Below are 22,826 nucleotides of genomic sequence, written 5' to 3'. Positions count from 1 at the left end.
TGGCGAGAGGCAGGCGCGGAGGTAGTGACAGGGGAATGACCGCAAGCATCATTACCGCCGACGTTGGCGGCAGGTCTCCAGCATGAGCCGCAAGCTGGAAAGCCTAACTTCGGCTTCAGCAATCGACGGTGATCTTACGTTCAGGGACTTGGCAGATAACCTGCCGACCTTGTGCTGGGTTGCGAATGCCGATGGTCACATCACCTGGTATAACAGGCGTTGGCACGACTATTGCGGCACGACAGCCGAGCAGATGGAGGGCTGGGGTTGGCAAGCGGTTCATGACCCCGACGTCCTGCCTGCCGTCATGGAGCGCTGGACCGGCTCGATTGCCACGGGCGAACCGTTCGAGATGGTGTTCCCGCTGCGCGGTGCCGATGGCGTCTTTCGGCCGTTTCTCTCGCGGATCGTCCCGCAGCGCGACGAGGCAGGTGTACTGCGGCGCTGGGTGGGGAACAACGTCGATATCAGCGCGCAGGTGGCAGTCGAGGACGAACTTCGCCGGTCACGCGAGGAGCTTGAACGGGTGAACCGCGCGATCGCAGAGCGCGAGGCTTTCCTGTCGAGCGTGCTGTCCAGCTCGACGGACTGCATCAAGGTCCTCGATCTTGCGGGCAATCTGACCTTTATGAATGATGGGGGGCAGCAGCTGATGGAGATCGGCGACTTCGCCGACGTGGCGGGCCGTCCATGGACCGACGTCTGGCATGGCGCCGGCAGGGAAAGCGCGAAGCGCGCCGTCGAAGCCGCGCGGCGGGGAGATGCCACCACCTTCATGGGCATGGCCGAAACGCGCCGGGGCAACCTGAAATGGTGGCACGTCGCCGTCAGCCCGATCACGGGACCGGACGGCAAGCCTGAGCGGATCCTTTGCGTATCCCGCGACATCACCGAACTGCGCGCCAGCGGGGAGGAGCGGGATCGCTTCGTGCGACTGGCGGAGAACAGCACCGATTTCATCGGAATGGCCGCGCGGGACGGCCGCGTGTTCTACCTGAACGGCGCGGCGAGAAGGCTGGTCGGCCTGGACGACCGGGCAACGTCCGATCTGGTTATCGGCGACTTTTTCTCGCCTGAACAGGCCGAGCAGATTTCCCGCGAGGTGCTGCCAGCGGTCGACCGGGTGGGCCAGTGGGCCGGTGAGGTGGAGCTTCGCCACTTCGGGACAGGTGAGGCGATCCCTGTCCTGTATTCGGTGTTCAGAATTACCGACGCGAACGGCATGCACGTCGCCTATGGAACGGTCACGCGCGACTTCCGCGAACGTCGGCGCGCCGAAGACGACATGCGGCTGCTCAATGGCGAGCTGGCTCACCGCCTCAAGAACGTCCTTGCGGTTGTGCAATCGGTGGCGAGCCAGACGCTGCGCAGCGCGTCCGATACCGAAGCCGCGAGCCGCGACCTTTCCGCCCGCCTCGTGGCGCTCGGCGCTGCAACCGACCTGCTGACACGGAGGTCATGGCGCTCGGCCGACCTGGGCGAGCTGGCGGTCCGGGCGCTGACCCCTCATGGCGCCATCGGCACGCGCATCCTCATCGACGGGCCGCGCATCGCCATCAAGCCCCAGGTCACGCTCGCCTTTGCGCTCACGCTTCATGAACTCGCAACCAATGCCGCGAAATATGGGGCTCTATCCAATGAAACGGGGACTGTGTCACTTCGGTGGGGGATTGCGGATCAGGGAGGTGAGGCGCTTCTGGATGTTCACTGGCGTGAGCACGGCGGGCCACCCGTGCAGGCTCCGCAGCGTAAGGGTTTCGGTTCGGTTCTCATCGAGCGATCGTTGAGCGCGTACACCAGCGGCAAGACGGAAACTGCCTTCGACGCCGAAGGGTTCGCGTTCACCCTCCATGCACGCCTTGAAGACGTCTCGATCAATGATGGAAACATTTAGTGGGCCAGCGTAAGCCGATTGCGAACAAGACGATCCTGATCGTGGAAGACGAAGCCATCCTCAGGTTCGATCTGGTCGACTTCTTCGAACATGCAGGTTGGAGAGTGTTCGAGGCCACGAATGCCGAGAGCGCCATCGAATTGCTCGATCGTCACAGGGAGATCGGCGCTGTTCTGACGGACGTCAACATGCCTGGGTCGATGGACGGCCTTGCGCTCGCTCATCACGTGCGCAGGCGCTATCCGCCGACCGTCCTATTCGTGGTGTCGGGCAACGTGCCCCTGGACAGCGAGGATCTGCCGGTCCGAACCGCGTTCATGCCCAAGCCGTTCGATCCGCATCGCCTGCTTCGCGAACTGGAGGCGGCAAGTCTGTGACGGGGGGCTAACCTCAACTGCACAGGACGCCGGCGGAGGAAGGCGTTCACGCCGGTGCCAGTGCCGTCACATCGCCCGCGCCATTTCCCCGTCGATCTGCTGGACCGCGGTGACGAAGGCGAACAGCTTCTGCGGGTCGAGCTGACCACCCGTCCGGACGCCGGAGCACAGGTCGACACCATAAGGGGCGAACCTGCCTGATCGCTTCCGCCACGTTAGCGGCGGTCAGGCCCCCGGCAAGAAACACCGGCTTCTCGGTCGCACGGACGAAAGCGGCGCTGACCGCCCAGTCATGCGCGCGGCCGGTTCCGCCCAGCTCAGCGACCGGGGCGTTGGGCCTGCCCGAGTCGAGCAGGAAGGCATGAACGCAAGGCTCATAGGCCGGGATCAGCTGTAGCGCGTCGGGCCCTTCGACGTGGATGACCTGGATCCGGCGGACGTGCGGCTCCAGCGCCGCCAGCTTGCCCGACTCCGCGGGATCGATGTGCGACACGATCTGGACCGCCGCCGGAGCGGTCGCGCGGACATGGGCGGAGATGGCGTCGGCGGTTATCTCGGATGTCAGCAGCAAGGTGGCCACCGGCGGTGGCACGAGCGCCGTCACCTCTGCGATCGCCCTGTCGGAGATCCGACCGGGACCAGAGGGCATGCGTGCCACCAGCCCCAGCGCATCCGCCCCCGCGGCGATCGCGATCCGCGCTTCATCCGGCGAGGCGATGCAGCAAATCTTTATACGAGTTCTCATGGGATGGAGACATGCCGCCAGGCCAATGCGTGGGCAATGCGCCGGTCCGTGCCGGTTGCCGTCGTGAGGTCGGGCGTCCTCTATCGTGGAGCAAGGCGGATCGTGGCCGTGCCGCGCCCCCATACGGGGAGGTACACGCCTTGCCCCGCCGCCTTCAGCTGGCCCGTGCGCACGTCCGTGATGTGGGCGCGCACGATCAGGTCGCCAATCCGCTTCTCGTCGATCGCACGGGTGATCTTGGCGAGCAGCTCGTCGAAATCCTTTTCGAAGTTCTGCGTCAGCGCGGCGGACACGGTGCTGGAGATGCCGGGGGCGTTCACGAGCTTCAGGAGCAGGCTTGTTCGGACCGAGTCGGTCACACCTGCGACGGTGAGATCGTCAAACGCGACACGGCGATCATTGACGGCGTTGCGCGGCGTGGCGGTAAGCCAGATCGTGCCCCGCGAAGGCTCCCCGCCTTCGGCTGCCGCACTGAAGCGGAGCCCGACCGCGATCTTGCCGCCCGTCGTACCGTAGATGGTCACCTGGTGAAACTGCGCGCGCACCGCACCGACACCGGGCACCTCGAAGGGGCGGCGGGAACGCTTCACCAATGCCTTTGCGAGCACCGGCTCCAGCTGACGATAGTCGGCGATGACGGGTATGGCGAACAGGATGCGGCCGGGTCCAGGCTGCATGCGCGTCATGTCGGGGAGCGGCTGGCGCTGCGGATCAGGAGGCCGATCGCCGACAAAGGTCTCCGTCCCCGCCGTCAGCCCCAGCCGCAGGTTCACCCGATTGCGCGAAATAGTGTAGCCTCCGTAGCTCAACTGTCGGGGAGTGATCCGCATCCACACCGGCGGGTTCGCCCGGTTCAACTGGACGGAGGTGAACGCCGCGCCCCACACCTGCGCGATCTGCTTGCGCAGCTGCAATCTGCCGAGCTCCTGCGGCAGAGCGTCCTCCAGGCGCGCGACGACGCCGGCGAGCTTGGCGTCGGCCTTGCTGGTGAACTCGATGCGCTGGCCCAGGAAGTCGACGTGCGGCTCGTCGGTCCAGTCGTAGGCGATCGATACCGTTGCGCGCGGCGACCAGTCGCCGGCGATGTCGAGCCTGGCTACTGCCCGAACGCGGGCGTCCGCCTCGGCTGTTTCCCGGCTGAGCACGCCTCCCACGTCCCGGGCGCTGATCGCGGCGTGAAGCGGCATGGTGACGGTGATCGTTTTGCCCGAGCCCTCCAGCACCAACGGCCCTCGGACGACGGTGCCCGTGATGCGGCACCGGATCGCGGGCGTCTTAATTCTCGCAAAGAGGATCTTGACCTTCTTCGGCGGGACGCAGGTCTGCTCCGGCTTGTCGATTGACCAAAGGCGACGCGGAACCGCCTTTTCGAGAGTTGCCGCCAGCTTGCCCAGGTCCGCGACGATCGGCACGTCGATGGTGGAGGTCTGCGGCGGTACGCTGATCGTGTCCTTCGCTCGCGGAGGCGCCTCGCGAGGAGTTCGGTCGCAGCCAGTGAGGATGGCAACGCAGAGCAGAGCGAACACGATCGAGGCGCGGGAGACGCCGCTTTTGCGCAAGGAAAACCTCGCAATTCGGTCTGCCGCTTCAGATTTCGACCTAACCGGCATTGGAACGGCTTCAAGAGCCGCCATGTTCATCATCGCCGCGTACCTCCAGACGTCCGAGCGGCCACCTCTCCAGCAGGGCGCCGAGGTGCGTCGCAAGAAAGGGAACCGTTCCGTTTCCTTATCGTTCGACCCGTTGATTTCGGTCAATGCCTGACAACACCGACGGAGAACCTCGATGAAGATTGCGATTGTCGCTGCGCTGCTCACCCTGGCGCCGGTACCAGTGCTAGCGCAGGCCGTTTCGCCCGCCACTTCGGGAACAATGACCAGCGCTGACATCGGCGTCTCGCCGATCGCGAGCCAGAGCGGGCCCAATTACGTGCTCGCTGCGGCCGATGCGAACCTTTACCAGATCAAGGCCGCGCAGCTTGCCGCGACGCGCGCGCAGAGAGACGACGTCAAGGCCTATGCAAAGCGCGTGCTGGCGGAAACGCAGAGCAGCCACAAGGCGCTGCTGGCGGCGCTGAAGAATGATCAGCGCACGATCAAGGCGCCGTCCTCGAGCCTGTCCGCTGACCGCGCTGCCCTCCTCAAGCTGCTCCAGAAGGCGCCCAAGAGCGCCTTTGACAATCTGTATCTGACGCAGTCCGCGCAGGTTCAGCAGGCCGCGTGGGCCGTGCACAAGGGTTACGCGCAGGACGGGACCGACCCGGCGCTGCAGCAGGTCGCCGGCACCGCGGTCCCGGTGCTGGAAAACGAGCTCACCACCGGCAAGTCGCTTACTCCCTCCGGGCTTGCAGGATAGGTGATACCCACCGGGCCAGATCGATCAAGCCCCCCTTTCGACCTGGTCCGGTACCTGTTAATGGCGATTATTGACGGGAGTGCAGCCTGCGGAACTGCTCCCGTGCTTCACCGCGCATGAGATGCTGCATTACGATCCAGTAGCCCGTGACGGCTGTCTCTCCTGCCGCCTGATACGCGTTCGCCATGTTGCGCCTGAGTTCCTCGAACAGCGCGTGCTCCAGCGCACGTCCCTCGTCGGTGAGCGACAGCAGCTTCTGCCGTCGATCGCGCTCCCCGACACGTCCGCAGACGAGCCCGCGGTCGATCAGATCCCGCATTACCCTGCCGAGCGATTGCTTGGTGACGCAGAGAACGTCCAGTAGTTCGCTGACTGAGATTTCCGGGTACCTGCCGAGGAAGTACAGGGCGCGGTGATGCGCCCGTCCGAGGGTACGCGTTGCCAGCTCGGCGTCGGCATGCGCCAGATGGGATCTGTGGGCAAAGAACATCAGATCCATTCCTCCCCTGATCGCGTCATCACGCAGATACTGGGCAGGAGGCGGCAGAAGCGGAGCCGTCACGCGGTCGGTGCCTTCCCCTCGCATCGCTGCAAGACTGTCACTGCTGGCTCCATCCAAGTCCCATCGCCTTTTGGAGGGCGATAAAGGCACGATCAAGTTCGCCGGTCGCTTCCAGCACTGACTGGTCGGCAGCCAGCGCCGCGCGTTCGGCATCGATGGACGTGGTCAGCGGTATCGCTCCCTGTGCATATCGCTGCCCGGCATAGGTCGCTGACTGTCTGGCACCGTTACGGCTCGCGACAGACGAAAACAGGTTACGGCGCTGATTGCCGAAGCGGGTCAGGCTGGTTTCAGCATCAGACAGCGCGCCGAGAACCGCCTTGCGGTATTGTGCTTCCGCCTCGTCTCGGTCAGCCCGCGCCTGCTCGACCCGGGCACGATTACGGCCGAAGTCGAGAAAGCTCCAGCTGATCCGCGGCAGGAGCAGGCCCGCGACGCTGTCAGGATCAACCACATCGGCGATATTGGGACCACCGAGCCCGATGATCCCCATAATGCTGACCGATGGGAACTGCCGGGCGACGTTGACCCCGATCTGCGCGTTCGATGCCGCCAGCTGCCGCTCGGCTGCGCGAATGTCAGGCCGGCGTCGCAGCATCGCGGCCGGGTCGCCGATCGCGACAGTCCCTGGGATCATCGGAATCGGGGCGGGGGCAGACAGCAAGGCATCGTGTGCTCCGGGCTCGTCGCCGGTGAGCATGGCAAGCTGGTCGAGCGTGGTCGCGATCTGTCCCTCGAGCGGCAACAGCCCGGCCTCCGTGCGGGTCAGCTCGGTCTTCAGCCGAACCACTTCGTCGCGCGACGATGCACCGCGTTGTTCGCGCTGTTGAAGCAGGGCGAGTGATCGCTGTTGAAGCTGCGCGGAGCGGCGAGCCAGGATCAGGCGCTGCTGAAGTTCGCGCAGGGTCACATAGTTCTGGGCAACCTCCGCCGACAGACGAACCTGCGCATCAGCTTTATTGGCTTCGGCCGCCTGAGCCTGGGCCTGGGCACCTTCGGCAGCGCGGCGTCGCGCGCCGAACAGATCGATCTCCCACGATGCGTCCAGGCCGGCATTATAGAACTCGGCCCTGATACGATCGGATTGCTCGCCTTGCGTCGGCAGCGCGAGCGAGCCTGCGGGGAGATCGGCGACGATCGCAGTGCCTGACGCCGAGACGGTGGGAAGCTGGTTCGCGCGCTGTTCGCGCAAGCTGGCGCGCGCCTTGCGGATGCGCGCCTCGGCGATCGCCACGTCCGGATTGGAGGCAAGCGCGCGGTCGACCAGGGTCGTGAGCTGCGGGTCGCCCATGCCTTCCCACCAGCGTGCGATAGGGAGCTGCGGTGACGTGACTGCCTGATCTGCGCGGCGAAATGTCGATCCGGAGCGCTCCCCACTCGCGACGCCCGGCGGCCCTCCATAGTTGGGTCCGACGACGCATCCGGTCAGGAGGGCGGGCAGAATGGCCCAGCTGAGTCGCTTCATCAGTGCATCGCCATCTGCGTGTCGGAGGAGATCGGGCGGAGGAACAGTGCCAGCGGCGTCGTGACCGCGATCGCGACGCCGAGCGCGAAGAACAGGTCATTATAGGCCATGACGGTGGACTGCTCCAGGAGTTGACCCGCAAGCTGCCGATAGGCGCCTGCTTCGCCGGACGGCATGGCCGTAGCCTTCGCGAACCATTCCTGCGTGGTCGCTGCATTGGCCGACACCGTTTCGCCCAGCCGATTGAAGTGGAGAAAGGTCTGTCGGTCCTGGAGGGTCGCCATCATGGCAAGGCCGATCGATCCGCCTAGATTGCGCCCCGCATTGAACAGCGCGGACGCATCACCAGCATCCTCGGGCGCTACAGCGCTGATCGCTGCCTGGTTGAGGAACATCATGGCGAAGATCTGCCCGAAGCCCCGGACGAGCTGTGAACCCGTCAGGTCGCCCCCAGCCGACTGCGCGGTGAGGTGCCAATCCATGGCGCAACTGACGCCGATCAGCGTCATGCCGACGAAAACCGCCAGGCGAACATCGAGATATTTGAACGCTAGCGGCAGGAACGGCATCAGCATCAGGGCGGGGATACCGGAGACGAAGACCACCTTGCCCGATTGCAGCGCGCTATAATCCGCCATCGATGAGAGGAACTGGGGGATGAGAAAGGTCACGCCGTAGAGCACGACGCCGATGATGAGGCTGAGGACGAAGACGCTACCGAAGGAGCGGCTGAAGATCAGCGACAACTTGAGCACGGGATGCGCGGAGCGGACCTGTCCGATCGTGATGAGCGCGAAGCCGAAGACCGTGGCGATCGCGAGTTTCACGATCATGGCGGACTCGAACCACATTTCGCGCTGCCCCTCCTCAAGCATGACGGTGAGCGCACCCAGGCCGATCGCGAGTCCCGCGATCCCGAACCAGTCGGCATGGCGTAGCTGGTCGAGCCGCAGATGCTCGTGCTTGAGCCCGAACAGCAGGAGCAGGACAAGCCCTGCACAGACCGGCACGTTCAGGAAGAAGGCGTAATGCCAGCTGTAATTGTCGGTGAGCCAGCCGCCGATGATCGGACCGAGCACCGGACCCAGGATCGCTGTGCCGCCGAACGCGGCGGTGCCGATCGGCTGCTGCGACGGCGGCAGCCGTGTCGCGATGATGGTCATGGCGGTCGGGATCAGCGCACCGCCGGTGAAGCCTTGGCCCACGCGGCCAGCGATCATCATGGGCAGCGTCGTCGAGATCCCGCACACGATGGAAAAGCCGGTGAAGCTGACCGCTGCACCCAGAAGGAAGTTGCGCAGGCCGAACAGGCGCACGAGAAAGGGGCTGAGCGGTATCATGACGATCTCCGCCACGAGATAGGAGGTCGCGACCCAGGTGCCCTCGGTGCCGCTCGCGCCGATCTCGCCCTGAATGGTGGGCAAGGCCGCATTGACGATCGAGATGTCGAGCAGCGCCATGAACGACCCGATCGTGCCCGCCGCAACGGCGAGCCAGTCGCGAAGGCCGGCGCGTTCGGACGCCATCAGCGCGAGCCCTGCGTCTCGTCGCGCTTCAGCCGCTGGGTCTCCTGCTCGATCCGGTCACGACTTCCCTTTGCGCTGATCGTGTCGACCGTGACTTCGACCGACAGGCCGGGACGCAGCACCCGGCGCGCCTCCGGCCCCGCTTCAATGCTGATCCGCACGGGCACTCGCTGAACGATCTTGGTAAAGTTCCCGGTCGCATTCTCGGGCGGGATGAGCGAGAACTGCGCGCCCGTGCCTGGCGAGAAGCTCGCAACCCGGCCGCGCAGTTCGGCGCCGTCCAGTGCATCCACCTTGATGGTCACGGGTTGCCCGACGCGCATCAGTGCGACCTGGGTCTCCTTGAAATTGGCTTCGATGTAGAGTTGATCGACTGGCACCACCGACATCAGCCGGGTCGCCGGCTGGACATATTGCCCGGCCCGGACCGCCTTGTCGGCGACAACGCCGTCGATGCTGCTGCGGATCTCGACCGCACCGAGGTCCGTCGAGGCGCGCGCAAGCTGCGCCTGCGCGGTGCCACGCTGCGCCTCCGCCTGGCCGATGCGAGCCGCTTGCGTCGCGACACTGCGACGCGCGGCGAGGTAGGCGGCTCGCTGCGCGCGCAGCTCTGCGGCGGTTCGATCACGCTGAAGGACAAGGTTTGCCAGACGCTCACGCGATTCCGCTCCTGTCCGAGTAAGGGGTTCGTAGCGTCTTACCTCGTTCTCTGCCGCTGCCGCGGCGGCCTCGGCGCTCGCAACCTGGGCGGCGGCCTGAGCGACAGTGGCCTGTTGTTCGTCAAGCGTCCGGCGCGCAGTCGTAATGTTGGCGCCGGCGGCGGCGATCTGAGCTTGCGCCTGTTCGACATTGGCGCGGTAGTCACGAGGATCGAGGACGGCGAGCAGCTGGCCGCGGCCGACAGGCTGGTTGTCGGCGACGAGCACTCGCTCGACATAGCCGCCCACCTTCGGTGAAACGGTCACGAAGTCCGCGCGCACATAGGCGTTGTTGGTCGACTGCAGGTATTGGCCGCTCGCACGGTAGTTCAGGTACCAGACGACCGCCGCGACGATGCCCGCAACGAGCGCGGCGTTGAGGACGTAGCGGATGATCGGAAAGCGCTCGAGAAGCGAGGGCTTCTTTTCGCCATTCTGCTCCTCGGAACTGTCCTCCGACCTGGCTTCTGGCTGGGGATTCGCGTCCGGGTGGTCATGCGTCGCATATTTCTTGTGGTTCTCGGCCTGATCAGCAGCCACACTGAGGTCCCATCATATGTAAACCGATCCGTGGCATAGTCGTAGCGGGAGGGTAATGCCACACACATTTCGATCTGACACGTGAGCCGGTTCCGGAAGCTGATCTCACGCCGGCCCAACCCACGTTAAATGTCTCATGCCGCGAACCAGGATTTGACGATCGGCACGTGTCAATCCTGACTTTGATCAGGCTGGGAGCCGATCGGCGCTGCGAAACGTCGGCTCAGCTACTTCGAGGCTTAGAACCACAACCTCCAAAAAAGGCCCCTCCGTTTCACCAGAGCGGCAGGGGGGAGTCTGCGATCGCCGAAACCTGAATAATCAGGCCTTGAGCTCGGTCAAACTCTGGAAGACTTCACCATAGCCAGCGTCGGGAGGGATGGTCAGAACGCGCTCTCCGTCGCGTGTCTCGACCTGCGGGAGCACGGTGACCAACGGACGTGCATCCGCTCGGGCGAGGCAGCCCGCCGCGCTATCGGCCTCGGCCAGCAGCTTCACGTTCATCAAGGTGGGGAAGATCACTGTTCGGGCACCGCTTCGGGCGAGGTCCAGAACCGACTCTGGCGCGATCCACTCGGCGTCGACCGTTTCATGTCCGTCGCAGATTGCGACTTGGTCGGCAGGAGCGTGGGCGGCGTAGAACCAGGTGTCGAACCGCTTCGGCATCATCTCCGGAGTGATCCAGCGGGCGAACACGGTCAGAGCGGTCAGCGAGAGCTTAACCCCCAACCCGGCGACGACATCGAGAAAGGCGAGTTCCCCGGAATCGACATTCCGGCGTGCCTCGGCGTCGCAGACGCTGGAGAAGCCGCGGCCGTCGGGGTAGGTGCCCAGTAGGATCCCCGCTTCCTCGAACGCCTCGCGGATGGCGCCTATGCGCAGCGCGCGCTGTGTCGCGTCGATCTCGTCCCACCCGGTCACGTGATCGCGCCAGCGCGGATCGTCGTCACCGGGGTGCATCTTGCCACCCGGGAACACCAGCGCCCCCGACGCGAAATCGATCTGGTGGTGTCGTCGCACCATGAGCACCTGATATTCGGGCACATCCCGCAGCAGCAGGATGGTGCCGGCCGGTCGCGGCTCGGCCGGAGTGCGTCTGGCGTCTGCCGTCGAAGTTTCGCCGCTCATGATCTCTCCTATTCTCTGCACGGTCACGCCGCGATGCCGCCGTCCCGCATAAGGTACGAACCGCGACCGCTGGCGAGCAGCACGTCGTCGGGCGAGCGCACCTCGCTGTCCGCGACCGACAGCGTCCGTCCTATCTTCACGACGCGCGCGCGGACGTGAAGCGGGCCGCCGCTTGCCGGGCGGTGATAATCGACGTGGAGCGACGCGGTGGCGCTGACCGCGCGCGTCCTCGTCAGCAGGACGTACATGCCGGCAAGATCGATCAGGCTGGCGAGCACGCCGCCATGCACGGACGGGATCCGCGGATTTGATACGATCTCGTCGCGCCAGGGCATGCTGAGGTGAAGGACCCCGTCAGCGACGTCCTCGACGCGAAGCCCCAGCCAAGCATGGAACGGCGCAATCGAAAGCGCGCCTTGCAATGCGGCTCCCGCCAGGCCGTCCGGGTTTGCCGAGGGAGTTTCGCCGACCATCTTACCGCCCCCTGAACACGGGCGCGCGCTTTTCCATGAAGGCGCGCGGACCTTCACGTGCATCTTCGGTGCGAAACACCGGGGCGGCGAAGCGCGACTCCATTTCCATGGCTTCGCTTTCCGGCCGCCCGAGACAGGCGCGCGCCGACGCGCGGATCGCCTGCACCGCGATCGGGCCGTTGGCGGCGATCCGTCGCGCTAGGTCGAGCGCCGCAGGCAGCACCTCCTCCGGCGCAACGACGCCGTTGAGGAAGCCATAGTCGAGCGCGGTTCCGGCATCGATCAGATCGCCGGTGAGCAGCAATTCCATCGCCCGCGCAAAGGGAAGCTGGCGCGGCAGCCGCACCGTCGATCCCCCGCCCGGGAAGATCGCCCATTTGACCTCCTGCACGCCGAAGCGCGCGGCGCTCGATGCGATCCTGAGATCCGTACCCTGGACCAGTTCCATGCCGCCCGCGATCGCGTGCCCGTTGATGGCAGCGATCACCGGCTTGACGACGTCAAATGTGCGCAGCAGCGCGGTGCCGAGAATATCGCGGTCGGCGAGCACGCGGCGATCCCACTCGTCCTCCGGCGGTCGCCCGCCGCTGACGAGCGGAATGAGACGGCCGAGGTCGGCACCCGAGCAGAAGGCGCCGCCGGTGCCGGTCACCACCGCGACGCGGATGTCCGCGTCATCGCGCACCCTTATCCAGCAATCGGCCAGCTCCACCAGCATCCGCGGATCAAGCGCGTTGCGCGCCGCGGGGCGGTTCAGATGGACGATCGCGACATGTCCATCGGTCTTCATCCAGGCTGCGCTGTCGGTCATTCAGTCCCCTCCCACCCTTTAATATTATACCCTTTGAGTAGCCTTGCAAGCCGCCGACGGCCGAAATTTATTACTGGACAAAGATAAAACAGTGGATCAGCATAAAACCATGATAAGGGTTCTTGATGTTGGACGTGGCTAAGCAGGGTGACGCGCCCTCGTTCGTACGGGGCAAGCGCGCGCTTCGCGTCGCGCAGGCGATCGTGCTCGACATCGAGGCGGACGCGCGCCAGATCGGCGACCGGCTACCTCCGGAGCACGACATGCTCGCGCGGTACGAAGTCGCCCGCGCCACATTGCGCGAGGCGCTGCGTTTTCTGGAACTGCAGGGCGTGCTCCATCTGCAGCCCGGTCGCGGCGGCGGGCCGGTGGTCGCGCGGCCGCAGGTCGGCGATTTCACGAGTTCGCTTGCGCTCGTACTGCACTTCGTCGGCACCGACCTGCGCGCGCTGATCGAGCTGCGCGAGGCGCTCGCCCCGCAGGCGGCCTCCCACGCCGCCCGGCGCGCAACGGCGGCGGATCTGATGGCGCTGGCAAGCTGCTTCGCCGAGCTCGAGCAGCAGGTGGGATCGACGCTGTTCGAGGAAACCAACCGGCGCTTCCACGACCTTCTGGCATGGGCGAGCGGCAATCCGCTGTTCGGGCTGCTCACGTCCGCGCTGCACCTGCTGACCCGCGACCTTTCGCGCCAGCTCGGCTATTCCGAGCACGAGCGCGAGAACCAGGTTCGTCGCCTCGCGCGCGTCGTCCATGCGGTGCGGCTGCGCGACCCGGTCACAGCGCGGCGCGAGATGGAGCGGCTCGTCGAGGGATCGGCGGAATATCTCGGGCGGCGCAGCCCTGACCTGATGGATCAGAAGGTGCGCTGGAACCAGGCGTTCGAGGCGTAGCCGCCACGGTAAATCAGCAACGAGAACGATGTGGGAGAGACGGACAATGGCCCTGAACAGCCGAATCTGCGGGATGCTCGGCATCGACTATCCGATCGTCCTCGCCGGAATGGGCGGGGCCAGCGTCCCGCGACTGGCGGCGGCGGTGTCCAACGCGGGCGGGCTAGGCGTGCTCGGCGCGGCAGCCTGCCCGCCCGAGCAGCTCCGCGCGTGGATCCGCGAGACGCGCGCGCTGACCGACAGGCCCTTCGGCGTCGACACGCTCCTGCCCGCCTCGGTGCGGCGCGGCTCGGCGCCGCAGACCGGGGCGGCCCCGGCGGACCCGCGCGCGGTGCTTGCCGACTATCAGGCGTTCACGCGCGACTTCATGGAGCGTGAGGGGCTGGAGATCGTCGCGCGTGATGCCGGCCGCGATGCGACGGAGGGCCCGGCCAACGGTGGCGCGGCGCTGTTCTCCAAGGAGTTCTTCGAGGCCCAGATGGAGGTCGTCGTCGAGGAGAAGGTACCCGTCTACGCCGCGGGGCTCGGCAATCCGGGGCCGTGGATGGATCGGCTCCACGCCAACGGCACGGTCGTCATGGCGGTGGTCGGCAAGGTGAAGCACGCGCTGCAGGTGGTGGAGTCGGGCATCGACGTGATCGTGGCCCAGGGGCACGACGGCGGCGGACACAATTCGCCCATCGGCACCATCTCGCTCATTCCGCAGGTGGTCGATGCCGTTGGGGACCGGGTGCCGGTGCTCGGCGCGGGCGGCATCTCCGACGGGCGCGGGGTGGCGGCGGCCTTCATGCTGGGCGCCGAAGGCGCCTGGGTCGGCACCGCCTTCCTCGCGACCGAGGAGGCGGGGATCGAGGATTTCCAGAAGGAGGCGATCGTCGACAGCGGCGATGCCGACACCGTGGTGAGCCGCTCGATCACCGGCAAACCCGCCCGCATGATCCGCAGCAAGTGGGCCGACGCTTGGGTGGCGGCGGGGAAGGAGCCGTTGCCGATGCCATACCAGTCGATGATCGCCGGTCCGGTCATGGCGTCGGGCATTCGTGCGAAGCGCAAGGACATCATCCCGGGCTTCGCGGGACAGGGCATGGGCCTGATCCATGCCGTCCGCCCCGCCGCCGAGGTTATGCGTGACCTCGTCGCCGATGCCGAGCGCGCGCTCGGCCGCGCGGCGGGCCTGCGCTGAGGGTCGCGACTGGTTACAGGAGGGACAGATATGACCTTCTCGGATAAGGCGGCGATCACCGGGGTCGGGGAAACAGACTTCGTCAAGGGAACCGAGCGCACCGCGGTCGACATGATGCTGGAGGCGTCGCGGCGCGCGATCGCGGACGCGGGCCTCCGCCCGTCCGACATCGACGGCATGGTGCCGCCGCCCATCTACACCACGTCGGAGGAATTGGCGGCAAACCTCGGCATCGACGTGCTGCGCTATGCCGCGACCGTCCACATGGGCGGCGCGAGCCCGACGACCGCGCTTCAGCATGCCGCGATCGCGATTGCGGCCGGTCTGTGCGACCACGTGCTCGTCACGCTCGGGTGGAACGGCTTCTCAGCGCTGCGGCCCAAGCCGGGTGCTCCGCCCACGCGGCCGATGAACATGAACACGCTGACCAATACCATCCGCGGCTATTACATGCCCTTCGGCGTGTTCCTGCCGGTGCAGATGTACGCCTGGCTGGCGACCCGGCATTCGCAGCTCCACGGCGTCGGTCCCGAAGCCATGGGCGCGGTGGCGATGGCGTGCCGCCGCCATGCGCAGCTCAATCCGAAGGCGTTCACCTACGGTCGGCCGCTCGACTGGGAAACCTACCACGACGCCCGGATGGTGTCGGAGCCGTTCCGACTCTACGACTGCTGCCTCGAGACCGACGGCGCGTGCGCGGTCGTCGTCTCGCGCACCGACCGCGCGCGCGACATGCCGCATGTCCCCGTTACCATCGCGGGCGCCGCCGAGGGACATCCCTATCCCGCCGACGACATCCCCTCGCGCCCGGATCCGTTCAAGATCGGGCTGAGCTATGCCGCGCCAAAGGCGTTCGAGATGGCCGGCGTGGGCCGCGAGGAGATGGATTTCCTCCAGGTCTACGATTGCTTCACCTACGTCGTGCTGCTCCAGCTGGAGGCGATGGGATATTGCGAGCCGGGCGGCGCGCTCGACTTCGTGCGCGACGGGCAGATCGAGCTCGGCGGGCGCTATCCGCTCAACACCCACGGCGGGCTGCTGAGCGAGGCGCACGTGTGGGGGCTCAACCACGTCGTCGAGGCCGTGCGGCAGCTGCGGCACGATTGCGGGGAGCGCCAGGTGCCGGGCGCACGGACCGGGCTCGTCACCGGCTGGGGCGACCTCGGCGACGGCAGCATCGCCATCCTGCGGAGGTTCGCATGAACGACGACGACATTGCGCCCAAGCTGCGGACGCCAGCCGTCTCGCCCCCCAAGCCGTTGCCGCACCCGCAGGATCCGGTGGAGCAGGAGTTCTGGCAGCGTTGCCAGGGCGGCACGCTCCATTTCCAGCGGTGCGGCGAGTGCCGGACGTGGCGCCACCTGCCTCGCTACATGTGCGCGCGCTGCGGCTCGCCCTCGTTCGCCTGGGAGCCGAGCAGCGGGCGTGGACGGCTGTTTTCCTGGACGGTGACGCATCAGGCGCTGCACCCCGCCTTCGCGGCCGACGTGCCGTATGTCGCGGCGGTGGTCGAGCTGGACGAGGGCGTCCGCATGGCGACCCGGCTGACCGGCGCCGATCCCGCCACGCTCGCGCTCGACATGCCGGTGGCGCTGGCCTTCGAAACGATCGGCGACGGGTTCCGGCTGCCCGTCTTCACACCGGCTGCAGGAGCGTGAATCGATGGACCTGAGTTACGGCCCGGAATACGAGGCGTTCCGCGACGAGCTGCGCGCGTTCATCGCCGCGAACCGCCACCGTGCGCCGGCCGCACCCGGCGCGGCGCAGCGCGCCGGGGCGGACGCGGTCGCGTGGCAGCAGCTGCTGCTCGAGCACGGCTACACCGCACGCACCATTCCGTGCGACTTTGGCGGCTTCGGTGCCGAGCCCGACATCCTGACGTCGCGCATCATCGCCGAGGAGTTCGCTGCGGCGGGCGTACCCGGCGGGCTGTCGAACCAGGGCATCTCGATGCTCGTCCCGACGCTGCTCGAGCTCGGCACGGAGGAGCAGAAGCGCCGCTGGATCGCACCGACGCTGCGCGGCGAGATCGTCTGGTGCCAGGGGTATTCCGAACCGGGCGCGGGCTCTGATCTGGCGGCGCTGCGCACCAGCGCGCGCGAGGAGAACGGCGAGTTCGTCATCAACGGGCAGAAGATCTGGACCAGCACCGCGCATCAGGCGGACATGATCTTCTGTCTCGTGCGGACGGAAGCGGACGCGCCGAAGCATGCGGGGATCAGCTACCTCATCTTCTCCATGAAGACGCCCGGGATCGAGGTGCGCCCGCTGCGCACGATGACCGGCCACGCCGAGTTCAACGAAACCTTCTTCACCGACGTGCGCGTGCCCGTCGACCAGATCGTCGGCCAGCGCGGGCAGGGCTGGATGGTGGCCAACGCCACGCTCGGTTACGAGCGTGGCATGCTGGGCGACCCGGCGGCGCTGGAGAATCGCCTCGCCGCGCTCGTGCAGCTGATGCACGATGAACGGATCGACGGCGTGCGCGGGATCGACAACGCGGCATTGTGCGATCGGCTGGTGGCGCTGCAGGCCGAAGTCGCGGCGATGAAGTTCAACGGCCTGCGGCTGCTCTCCAATTCCCTGAAGGGCGAACCCGGCGGCCTCGCCAAACTGATCGTCAAGCTCCAGTCGTGCGAACTGGCTCACCAGATCTCGGCGCTGGCGATCGACGCCATGGGGGAGCTCGGCCTGCTGTACGGCGGCAGCCGGCGCGAGCGCGCCGGCGGAAGCTGGCAGTGGAACTACATGTTCCAGCTCGGCCTCATCATCGGCGGCGGCACCGCGCAGATCCAGAAGAACATCATCGCCGAGCGCGGGCTCGGCATGCCGCGCGAGCCGAAGCTGGAGCACGCGCGCGCACCCAAGGCGGAGGCGGCATAGATGGATTTCGGTCTTTCCCCCGAGCAGCGAATGCTGCGTGACGCGGTCGATCGGCTGCTGCGCGAACATTCTCCGCTCGATCACGTCCGCGAGGTCGTTGCGCGCGGCGACAACGTCAGTGCGGCGGTGGTGGCGGCGCTGGCCGAGCTCGGCCTGCCCGGCATCGTGGTGCCCGAGGAGCACGGCGGTCTTGGCCTCGGCCTGCTCGATGCCGTGGTGGTGGCGGAGGCGCTCGGCGCGGCGGTGGCGCCGGTGCCGTTCGTGGCGCGCAGCGTCCTCGCCCCGCTTGCGCTGCGCCTCGCCGGCTCGCCGGAGCAACAGGCGCAATGGCTTCCGCGCATCGCCGAGGGCAGTGCCCGTTTCGGGGTCGGACTGACCGAGTTGGTCAACCGACGTGATGGCAGCGGCATGACGGCGGACAATGGCACTCTACGCGGCACGGCGCTTTTCGTACTCGACAGCGCCGACGCCGACGCCTTCATCGTTGCGGACGAGGATGGATCGTTGCACTTGGTCACTGGCGACGCCGACCGGCTGGAGTTTGTCGCCCTACCAACCGTCGACCTCACCCGCGCCGTCGGCGAGCTGCGCCTGGACGGTGTCGCAGCCGAGCCGTTCGGCAACGATACTGGCGACGCTGCCCGCATGCTGGTCGCGGCGGGCCGGGTGCTGCTCGCGGCCGACACGGTGGGGTCTGCGGACGCCATGATCGCCAAGGCGGTCGCCTACGCCGGCGAGCGTGAGCAGTTCGGGCGGGTCATCGGCAGCTTTCAGGCGGTCAAGCACATGTGTGCCGAGATGGCGGCGCGGCTGGAACCGTGCCGTTCCCTCGTCTGGTATGCCGCGCACGCGTTCGACACGGTGCCTGAAGAGGCGCTGCTGATGGCCTGCCATGCCAAGTCGCATACCGGTGAAGTGGGCCGCTTCGTTGCGCGCACCGCGACAGAGGTTCACGGCGGCATGGGTTTCACCGACCTTCTTGGTCTCCACTACTGGTTCAAGCGGATCGGCTTCGACCGGCAAGTCCTTGGTGGTCCGGAGATCGTGCGCACGGAGGCTGCAACGTTGCAGGGTTGGGATGCACGCGCCGCCTGAGGACAGGAGAAGAAGCCATGACGCAGTGGAACCTGGGCGATATCCTCGACGCGATCGAGCCGGTGATGCCTCATGACGCCCCCGCGCTGATCCACGGCGACCGGGTCATCACGTGGCCCGAGATGGCGCGCCGTTCGAACAACCTCGCGCGGGCGCTGCGCGCGCGAGGGGCGGAACCCGGCGCCAAGGTCGCCTTCTATATGCGCAACCGGCCCGAGTACGGCGAGCTGATGGCGGCGTGCTTCAAGGGGCGACTGACCCACGTCAACATCAACTACCGCTACCGGCCCGACGAGGTGTTCTACATCTTCGACGACAGCGACAGCGAGGTCGTGGTCTACAGCGCAGAATTCCGCGCCTGCATCGAGGAACTGCACGGCCGGCTCGGCAAGGTCCGCACCTTCGTGGAAATCGGCCCGGAAGCGGAGCGTGCTGTGTTCGCGCTGCCCTACGAGGCGCTTGCAGCGGAGGGCGACGGCGGGCCGCTCGGCATCGCGCGCTCGCCCGACGACGAGCTGTTCATCTACACCGGCGGCACGACCGGGATGCCGAAGGGTGTGATGTGGCGGCACACCGATATGCGCGAGGCGCAGCTCGACGCGCAGCGGCTGATGGGGCCGACGCCCGCCGACCTCGCCGAGACCGCGGCGCTGATCGCGCGCGACGGACCCGGCCGGCGTACGATGCCCGCCTGCCCGATGATGCACGGCACCGGCTTCATCACGTCGATCGGCACGCTGATGAGCGGCGGCTGCATCGTGACGCTCGGCGGTGAATCGTTCGATGCCGACGAGCTGTGGCGGTCGGTCGATCGCGACCGCGTCGAATCGATCGCGATCGTCGGCGACGCCTTCGCCAAGCCGATGCTGGCCGCGCTGGATGCCGCGCCGGGGCGCTACGACACGTCCAGCCTCGTCACGATCGTTTCATCCGGGGTGATGTGGAGCCGCGAGGTGAAGGCGGGGCTGATCCGGCACATCCCGCAGGTCGTGCTGATGGACAGCTTCGGCGCGTCGGAGGGGCTGGGGTTCGGCCTGTCGGTTACCAGCGCGGCGGGCGAGACGGCGACCGCGCGCTTCACCATCGGCGGGCTGTGCGACGTGTTCGACGAGCATGACCGGCCGGTCGTGCCGGGCAGCGGCACGCCCGGCTTCATCGCGCGCAAGGGCGCGATCCCGATCGGCTACTACAAGGATCCGGAAAAGAGCGCGAAGACGTTCCGCACCATCAACGGCGTCCGCTACTCGATGCCGGGCGACTGGTGCACCGTCGCCGCGGACGGGACGCTGACGCTGCTCGGGCGCGGCAGCGTGTGCATCAACACCGCGGGCGAGAAGGTCTATCCGGAAGAGGTGGAGGAGGTGCTGAAGACGCATCTTGCGGTCGCGGACGCGCTCGTCGTCGGGGTGCCCGACGAGAAATGGGGCCAGGCGGTGACGGCGGTGGTCCATGCCGTGCCGGGGGCGACAGTGGACGAGGCGGCGGTGCGCGCTCACGTGCGCGCCGCGCTCGCCGGCTACAAGACGCCCAAGGCGATCGTCGTTACCGACCGTGCGCTGCGCGCGCCGAACGGCAAGGCGGATTACAAGGCGGCCACCGACATCGCCTTGGCCGGGGTCGGCGCGCGATGAGCGCCGCGCCTGACATCGACGCGCTGGTGATCGGTGCCGGCTTCAGCGGGCTCTACCTGCTCGGCAGGTTGCGCGAGAACGGCTTCAACGTTCGGCTGGTGGATGCGGCGGCGGAGCCGGGCGGCATCTGGTACTGGAACTGCTACCCCGGCGCACGGGTCGATTCGCACGTACCGATCTACGAGTTTTCGGACGAGCGGGTGTGGCGCGACTGGACCTGGTCGGAACGCTTCCCAGGCTGGCGCGAGTTGCGTCGCTATTTCCGACATGCCTGCGACGTTCTCGACCTCTGGCCTGCAATGAAGCTCGGTGTCGCGATGCGCTCCGCCGTATTCGACGAAGATGCCGGCTTCTGGCGGGTGGAACTCGCCGATGGAGATCGGCTGACCACCCGCTATCTGCTGCCGTGTACCGGCTTCGCGGCGAAGGCGTACATCCCGTCACTTCCGGAACTCGACCGCTTTGCCGGCCCTGCGCACCATACCGCGCACTGGCCGCAGGAGGGCATCGACTTCACCGGCAAGCGCGTCGCGATCATCGGAACCGGCGCGAGCGGTGTGCAGGTCGCCCAAGAGGCGGCGCGCGAGGCGGCGCAGCTGACGATCTATCAGCGCACCCCCATCCTGGCACTGCCGATGCGCCAGCGCTCATTGACGACGGTTGAGCAGGCGCAGGCCAAGCCCGGCTACCCCGAGATCTTCCGTCAGCGTCGGCTGAGCAGCGGCGGGTTCGAGATCCCGCGGCTCGACCAGTCCGCGCTCGAGGTTTCGAGCGAGGAGCGCACCGCGACGTTCGAGCGGCTGTGGGCGGCTGGAGGCTTCCACTATTGGGTCGGCAATTACGCCGACATCCTGGTGGACGAGCGCGCCAACCGGCTGGCCTACGACTTCTGGCGCGACAAGGTGCGCGAACGGATCACCGACCCTGCCTTGCAGGAGAAGCTTGCGCCCAGCGAGCCGCCGCATCCGTTCGGGGTCAAGCGGCCATCGCTCGAACAGACCTATTACGACATCTTCAACCAGCCGAGCGTCGAGCTCGTCGACCTGCGGGAAGAGCCGATCGAACAGATCCTGCCAAACGGCATCGTCACGAGCGCCTGTGAGCGCAGACACGACGTCCTGGTGCTCGCGACCGGTTTCGACGCGGTGACGGGAGGGCTGATGCGGATGGACATTCGCGGGCGCGGCGGGACGACGCTGGCGCACGCTTGGGGCGAAGGCGCACGCACGCATCTCGGCTACGCGGTCTCGGGCTTCCCGAACATGCTGTTCCTCTACGGCCCGCAGAGCCCGTCCGGCTTCTCCAATGGTCCGACCGCCGCGGAAGTGCAGGGCGATTGGGTGGTCCGGTTCCTCGAGCATCTGCGCACGGCCGGGTGGTCCCGCTTCGAGGCCGAGCCGGACACGCACGCGGCATGGGCACGCCACATCGACGAGATCGCCGCCATGACGCTCTTCCCCAAGGCCGATTCCTGGTACATGGGAGCGAACGTCCCAGGCAAGCCGCGTCAGCTGCTCAACTACCCGTCTGTGGTCGGCTATGCCGAGATCTGCGATGCGGTCGCCGAGGCGGGTTATAGCGGTTTCAGGCTGTCGGCATGAGCACCGCCGAGGCCACGGGATCGTCGGACATCGACCCGATCTGGGCCGGCGACGGGTCGCACCTGCCGGACTGGTTCGTCGATGCGCTGGCCGTTCCGCGGGAAGAAGGCTTCGTTACCGTGGAGGGCGCGCAGGTGCACTATCTGCGCTGGGGCGACCGCGCTAAGCCGGGCATCCTCATGGCGCACGGCTTTCTTGCCCATGCACGCTGCTGGGCGTTTATCGCGCCCTTCCTCGCCGCGGACTACCAGGTCGTCGCCTATGATCTTGCGGGCATGGGCGACAGCGACGCACGCGCGGGAATCGATGGCGATGGCCGCGGGCGCGAGATGATCGCGGTGGCGGAGGCGACCGGGCTGTTCAACGGTGATGCGCCGCCGGTTATCATCGGTCACAGCTTCGGCGCGGGGGTCGCGGTGACCGCGATGACGCTCGCGGCAGAACGGTTCGCGGGCGCGATCATTTGCGACCTGATGATCATGCGGCCCGAGGCGCTTGCCGCTTATTGGCGCGGCGGACGCGGCAGCCCCGGCTCGGGCGACCCGAACAAGCCCGCCAGCCGGTATCCCGACTATCCGACCGCACGCGCGCGCTACGTGCTTGCGCCCCCGCAGCCTGCGGGCGAGCCGTTCCTGATGAATTACATGGCCTATCATTCGCTCCGGCGGGACGGGGACGCGTGGACGTGGAAGTTTGCGCCCGCGGTGTTCGCGCGCGGCAATTCGTCGGACGAATGGATGACGATGGGGCGCCGTGTCGCCGCGGCGCCCGGTCGGCTGGCAATCGTCCACGGCGAGCAGAGCGCGCTCTTCGGCAGTGATTCCGCGGCATATCTGCGCGAACTGGGTGCCGGGACGATCCCGATCGTCGCGGTGCCGAACGCGCGCCATCACCTGATGCTGGACGAGCCGCTCGCCTTTGCGACGGCGCTCAGAAGCATTCTTGCTCTCTGGAGATCGGCCCGCTGAA

Annotated in this window: 22 protein-coding genes; 13 read left to right on the top strand and 9 right to left on the bottom strand. The window is 66.9% G+C overall.

Annotated features, from left to right (window positions below; all coding sequences use genetic code 11):
- The first annotated feature begins 82 nt into the window (after nt 1-82).
- Entirely contained in the window at nt 83-1,894 is a 1,812-nt protein-coding gene (locus FFS35_RS07830; RefSeq protein ID WP_096614147.1) for a PAS domain-containing protein, read from the top strand.
- Nucleotides 1,894-2,271 (top strand): response regulator, encoded by a 378-nt coding sequence (locus FFS35_RS07825; protein ID WP_096614145.1) that lies wholly within the window; start codon nt 1,894-1,896, stop codon nt 2,269-2,271. Before FFS35_RS07830 ends, FFS35_RS07825 begins: the two co-directional genes overlap by 1 nt.
- A 46-nt stretch (nt 2,272-2,317) precedes the next feature.
- Here FFS35_RS07825 and FFS35_RS07820 read toward each other — a convergent pair whose 3' ends face one another.
- Nucleotides 2,318-3,016 carry a phosphoribosylanthranilate isomerase gene (locus tag FFS35_RS07820; protein ID WP_245857932.1) on the bottom strand — a complete coding sequence of 233 codons (699 nt, stop codon included), beginning with the start codon at nt 3,014-3,016 and terminating at the stop codon, nt 2,318-2,320.
- Nucleotides 3,017-3,096: 80 nt separating this feature from the next.
- The gene (locus FFS35_RS07815; protein ID WP_249341523.1) at nt 3,097-4,575 is read right to left on the bottom strand and encodes a DUF4403 family protein; all 1,479 of its coding nucleotides are present in this window, start codon (nt 4,573-4,575) and stop codon (nt 3,097-3,099) included.
- A gap of 73 nt (nt 4,576-4,648) precedes the next feature.
- On the opposite strand from FFS35_RS07815, the gene FFS35_RS20480 reads away from it, so the two are divergent.
- Nucleotides 4,649-4,780, top strand: coding sequence for a hypothetical protein (locus tag FFS35_RS20480; RefSeq protein ID WP_255266731.1), 132 nt, complete (start codon nt 4,649-4,651; stop codon nt 4,778-4,780).
- A 21-nt stretch (nt 4,781-4,801) separates the two neighbouring features.
- Complete coding sequence (locus FFS35_RS07810) at nt 4,802-5,371, top strand: DUF4142 domain-containing protein (protein WP_066707305.1); 570 nt, start codon at nt 4,802-4,804, stop codon at nt 5,369-5,371.
- A gap of 67 nt (nt 5,372-5,438) precedes the next feature.
- On the opposite strand, the gene FFS35_RS07805 is transcribed toward FFS35_RS07810, so the two are convergent.
- The 7 genes from FFS35_RS07805 to FFS35_RS07775 all read right to left on the bottom strand — a co-directional run bounded on the left by FFS35_RS07805 (nt 5,439) and on the right by FFS35_RS07775 (nt 12,574).
- The gene (locus tag FFS35_RS07805; RefSeq protein ID WP_096614143.1) at nt 5,439-5,870 is read right to left on the bottom strand and encodes a MarR family transcriptional regulator; all 432 of its coding nucleotides are present in this window, start codon (nt 5,868-5,870) and stop codon (nt 5,439-5,441) included.
- Between the two features lie 100 nt (nt 5,871-5,970).
- A complete protein-coding gene (locus FFS35_RS07800; RefSeq protein ID WP_083956699.1) occupies nt 5,971-7,398 on the bottom strand; it encodes an efflux transporter outer membrane subunit in 1,428 nt (475 codons plus the stop codon).
- A complete protein-coding gene (locus FFS35_RS07795) occupies nt 7,398-8,924 on the bottom strand; it encodes a DHA2 family efflux MFS transporter permease subunit (protein ID WP_066707300.1) in 1,527 nt (508 codons plus the stop codon). Before FFS35_RS07795 ends, FFS35_RS07800 begins: the two co-directional genes overlap by 1 nt.
- A complete protein-coding gene (locus FFS35_RS07790) occupies nt 8,924-10,162 on the bottom strand; it encodes an HlyD family secretion protein (RefSeq protein WP_066707297.1) in 1,239 nt (412 codons plus the stop codon). Before FFS35_RS07790 ends, FFS35_RS07795 begins: the two co-directional genes overlap by 1 nt.
- A gap of 321 nt (nt 10,163-10,483) precedes the next feature.
- Nucleotides 10,484-11,290 carry an NUDIX domain-containing protein gene (locus FFS35_RS07785; protein WP_096614151.1) on the bottom strand — a complete coding sequence of 269 codons (807 nt, stop codon included), beginning with the start codon at nt 11,288-11,290 and terminating at the stop codon, nt 10,484-10,486.
- 23 nt (nt 11,291-11,313) lie between these two features.
- Nucleotides 11,314-11,763 (bottom strand): PaaI family thioesterase, encoded by a 450-nt coding sequence (locus tag FFS35_RS07780; RefSeq protein ID WP_066707291.1) that lies wholly within the window; start codon nt 11,761-11,763, stop codon nt 11,314-11,316.
- Between the two features lies 1 nt (nt 11,764).
- A complete protein-coding gene (locus tag FFS35_RS07775; protein ID WP_066707287.1) occupies nt 11,765-12,574 on the bottom strand; it encodes an enoyl-CoA hydratase-related protein in 810 nt (269 codons plus the stop codon).
- Nucleotides 12,575-12,699: 125 nt separating this feature from the next.
- On the opposite strand from FFS35_RS07775, the gene FFS35_RS07770 reads away from it, so the two are divergent.
- The 9 genes from FFS35_RS07770 to FFS35_RS07730 are packed head-to-tail and all read left to right on the top strand — an operon-like array spanning nt 12,700 to nt 22,825.
- Nucleotides 12,700-13,464, top strand: coding sequence for an FCD domain-containing protein (locus FFS35_RS07770; protein WP_066707284.1), 765 nt, complete (start codon nt 12,700-12,702; stop codon nt 13,462-13,464).
- A 46-nt stretch (nt 13,465-13,510) separates the two neighbouring features.
- Entirely contained in the window at nt 13,511-14,647 is a 1,137-nt protein-coding gene (locus tag FFS35_RS07765) for a nitronate monooxygenase family protein (protein WP_096614141.1), read from the top strand.
- 30 nt (nt 14,648-14,677) lie between these two features.
- Complete coding sequence (locus FFS35_RS07760) at nt 14,678-15,850, top strand: transporter (protein WP_066707606.1); 1,173 nt, start codon at nt 14,678-14,680, stop codon at nt 15,848-15,850.
- On the top strand, nt 15,847-16,305 hold the full coding sequence (locus FFS35_RS07755) for an OB-fold domain-containing protein (RefSeq protein ID WP_066516418.1): 459 nt from the start codon (nt 15,847-15,849) through the stop codon (nt 16,303-16,305). Before FFS35_RS07760 ends, FFS35_RS07755 begins: the two co-directional genes overlap by 4 nt.
- 4 nt (nt 16,306-16,309) lie before the next feature.
- The gene (locus FFS35_RS07750) at nt 16,310-17,530 is read left to right on the top strand and encodes an acyl-CoA dehydrogenase family protein (RefSeq protein ID WP_096614137.1); all 1,221 of its coding nucleotides are present in this window, start codon (nt 16,310-16,312) and stop codon (nt 17,528-17,530) included.
- Nucleotides 17,531-18,625 (top strand): acyl-CoA dehydrogenase family protein, encoded by a 1,095-nt coding sequence (locus FFS35_RS07745; RefSeq protein WP_066707610.1) that lies wholly within the window; start codon nt 17,531-17,533, stop codon nt 18,623-18,625.
- A 17-nt stretch (nt 18,626-18,642) separates the two neighbouring features.
- Nucleotides 18,643-20,256 carry an acyl-CoA synthetase gene (locus FFS35_RS07740; RefSeq protein ID WP_096614136.1) on the top strand — a complete coding sequence of 538 codons (1,614 nt, stop codon included), beginning with the start codon at nt 18,643-18,645 and terminating at the stop codon, nt 20,254-20,256.
- A complete protein-coding gene (locus FFS35_RS07735) occupies nt 20,253-21,857 on the top strand; it encodes an NAD(P)/FAD-dependent oxidoreductase (protein WP_066707615.1) in 1,605 nt (534 codons plus the stop codon). The genes FFS35_RS07740 and FFS35_RS07735 overlap by 4 nt, the downstream gene beginning before the upstream one ends.
- Nucleotides 21,854-22,825, top strand: coding sequence for an alpha/beta hydrolase (locus FFS35_RS07730; RefSeq protein ID WP_096614134.1), 972 nt, complete (start codon nt 21,854-21,856; stop codon nt 22,823-22,825). Before FFS35_RS07735 ends, FFS35_RS07730 begins: the two co-directional genes overlap by 4 nt.
- Nucleotide 22,826: the final 1 nt, after the last annotated feature.

This window comes from Sphingomonas sp. 3P27F8, from assembly GCF_005502745.1.
Taxonomy (GTDB): domain Bacteria; phylum Pseudomonadota; class Alphaproteobacteria; order Sphingomonadales; family Sphingomonadaceae; genus Sphingomonas.
The sequence above is the reverse complement of the archived record's forward strand: the minus strand, read 5'-3'. Positions and strand labels throughout refer to the sequence as shown.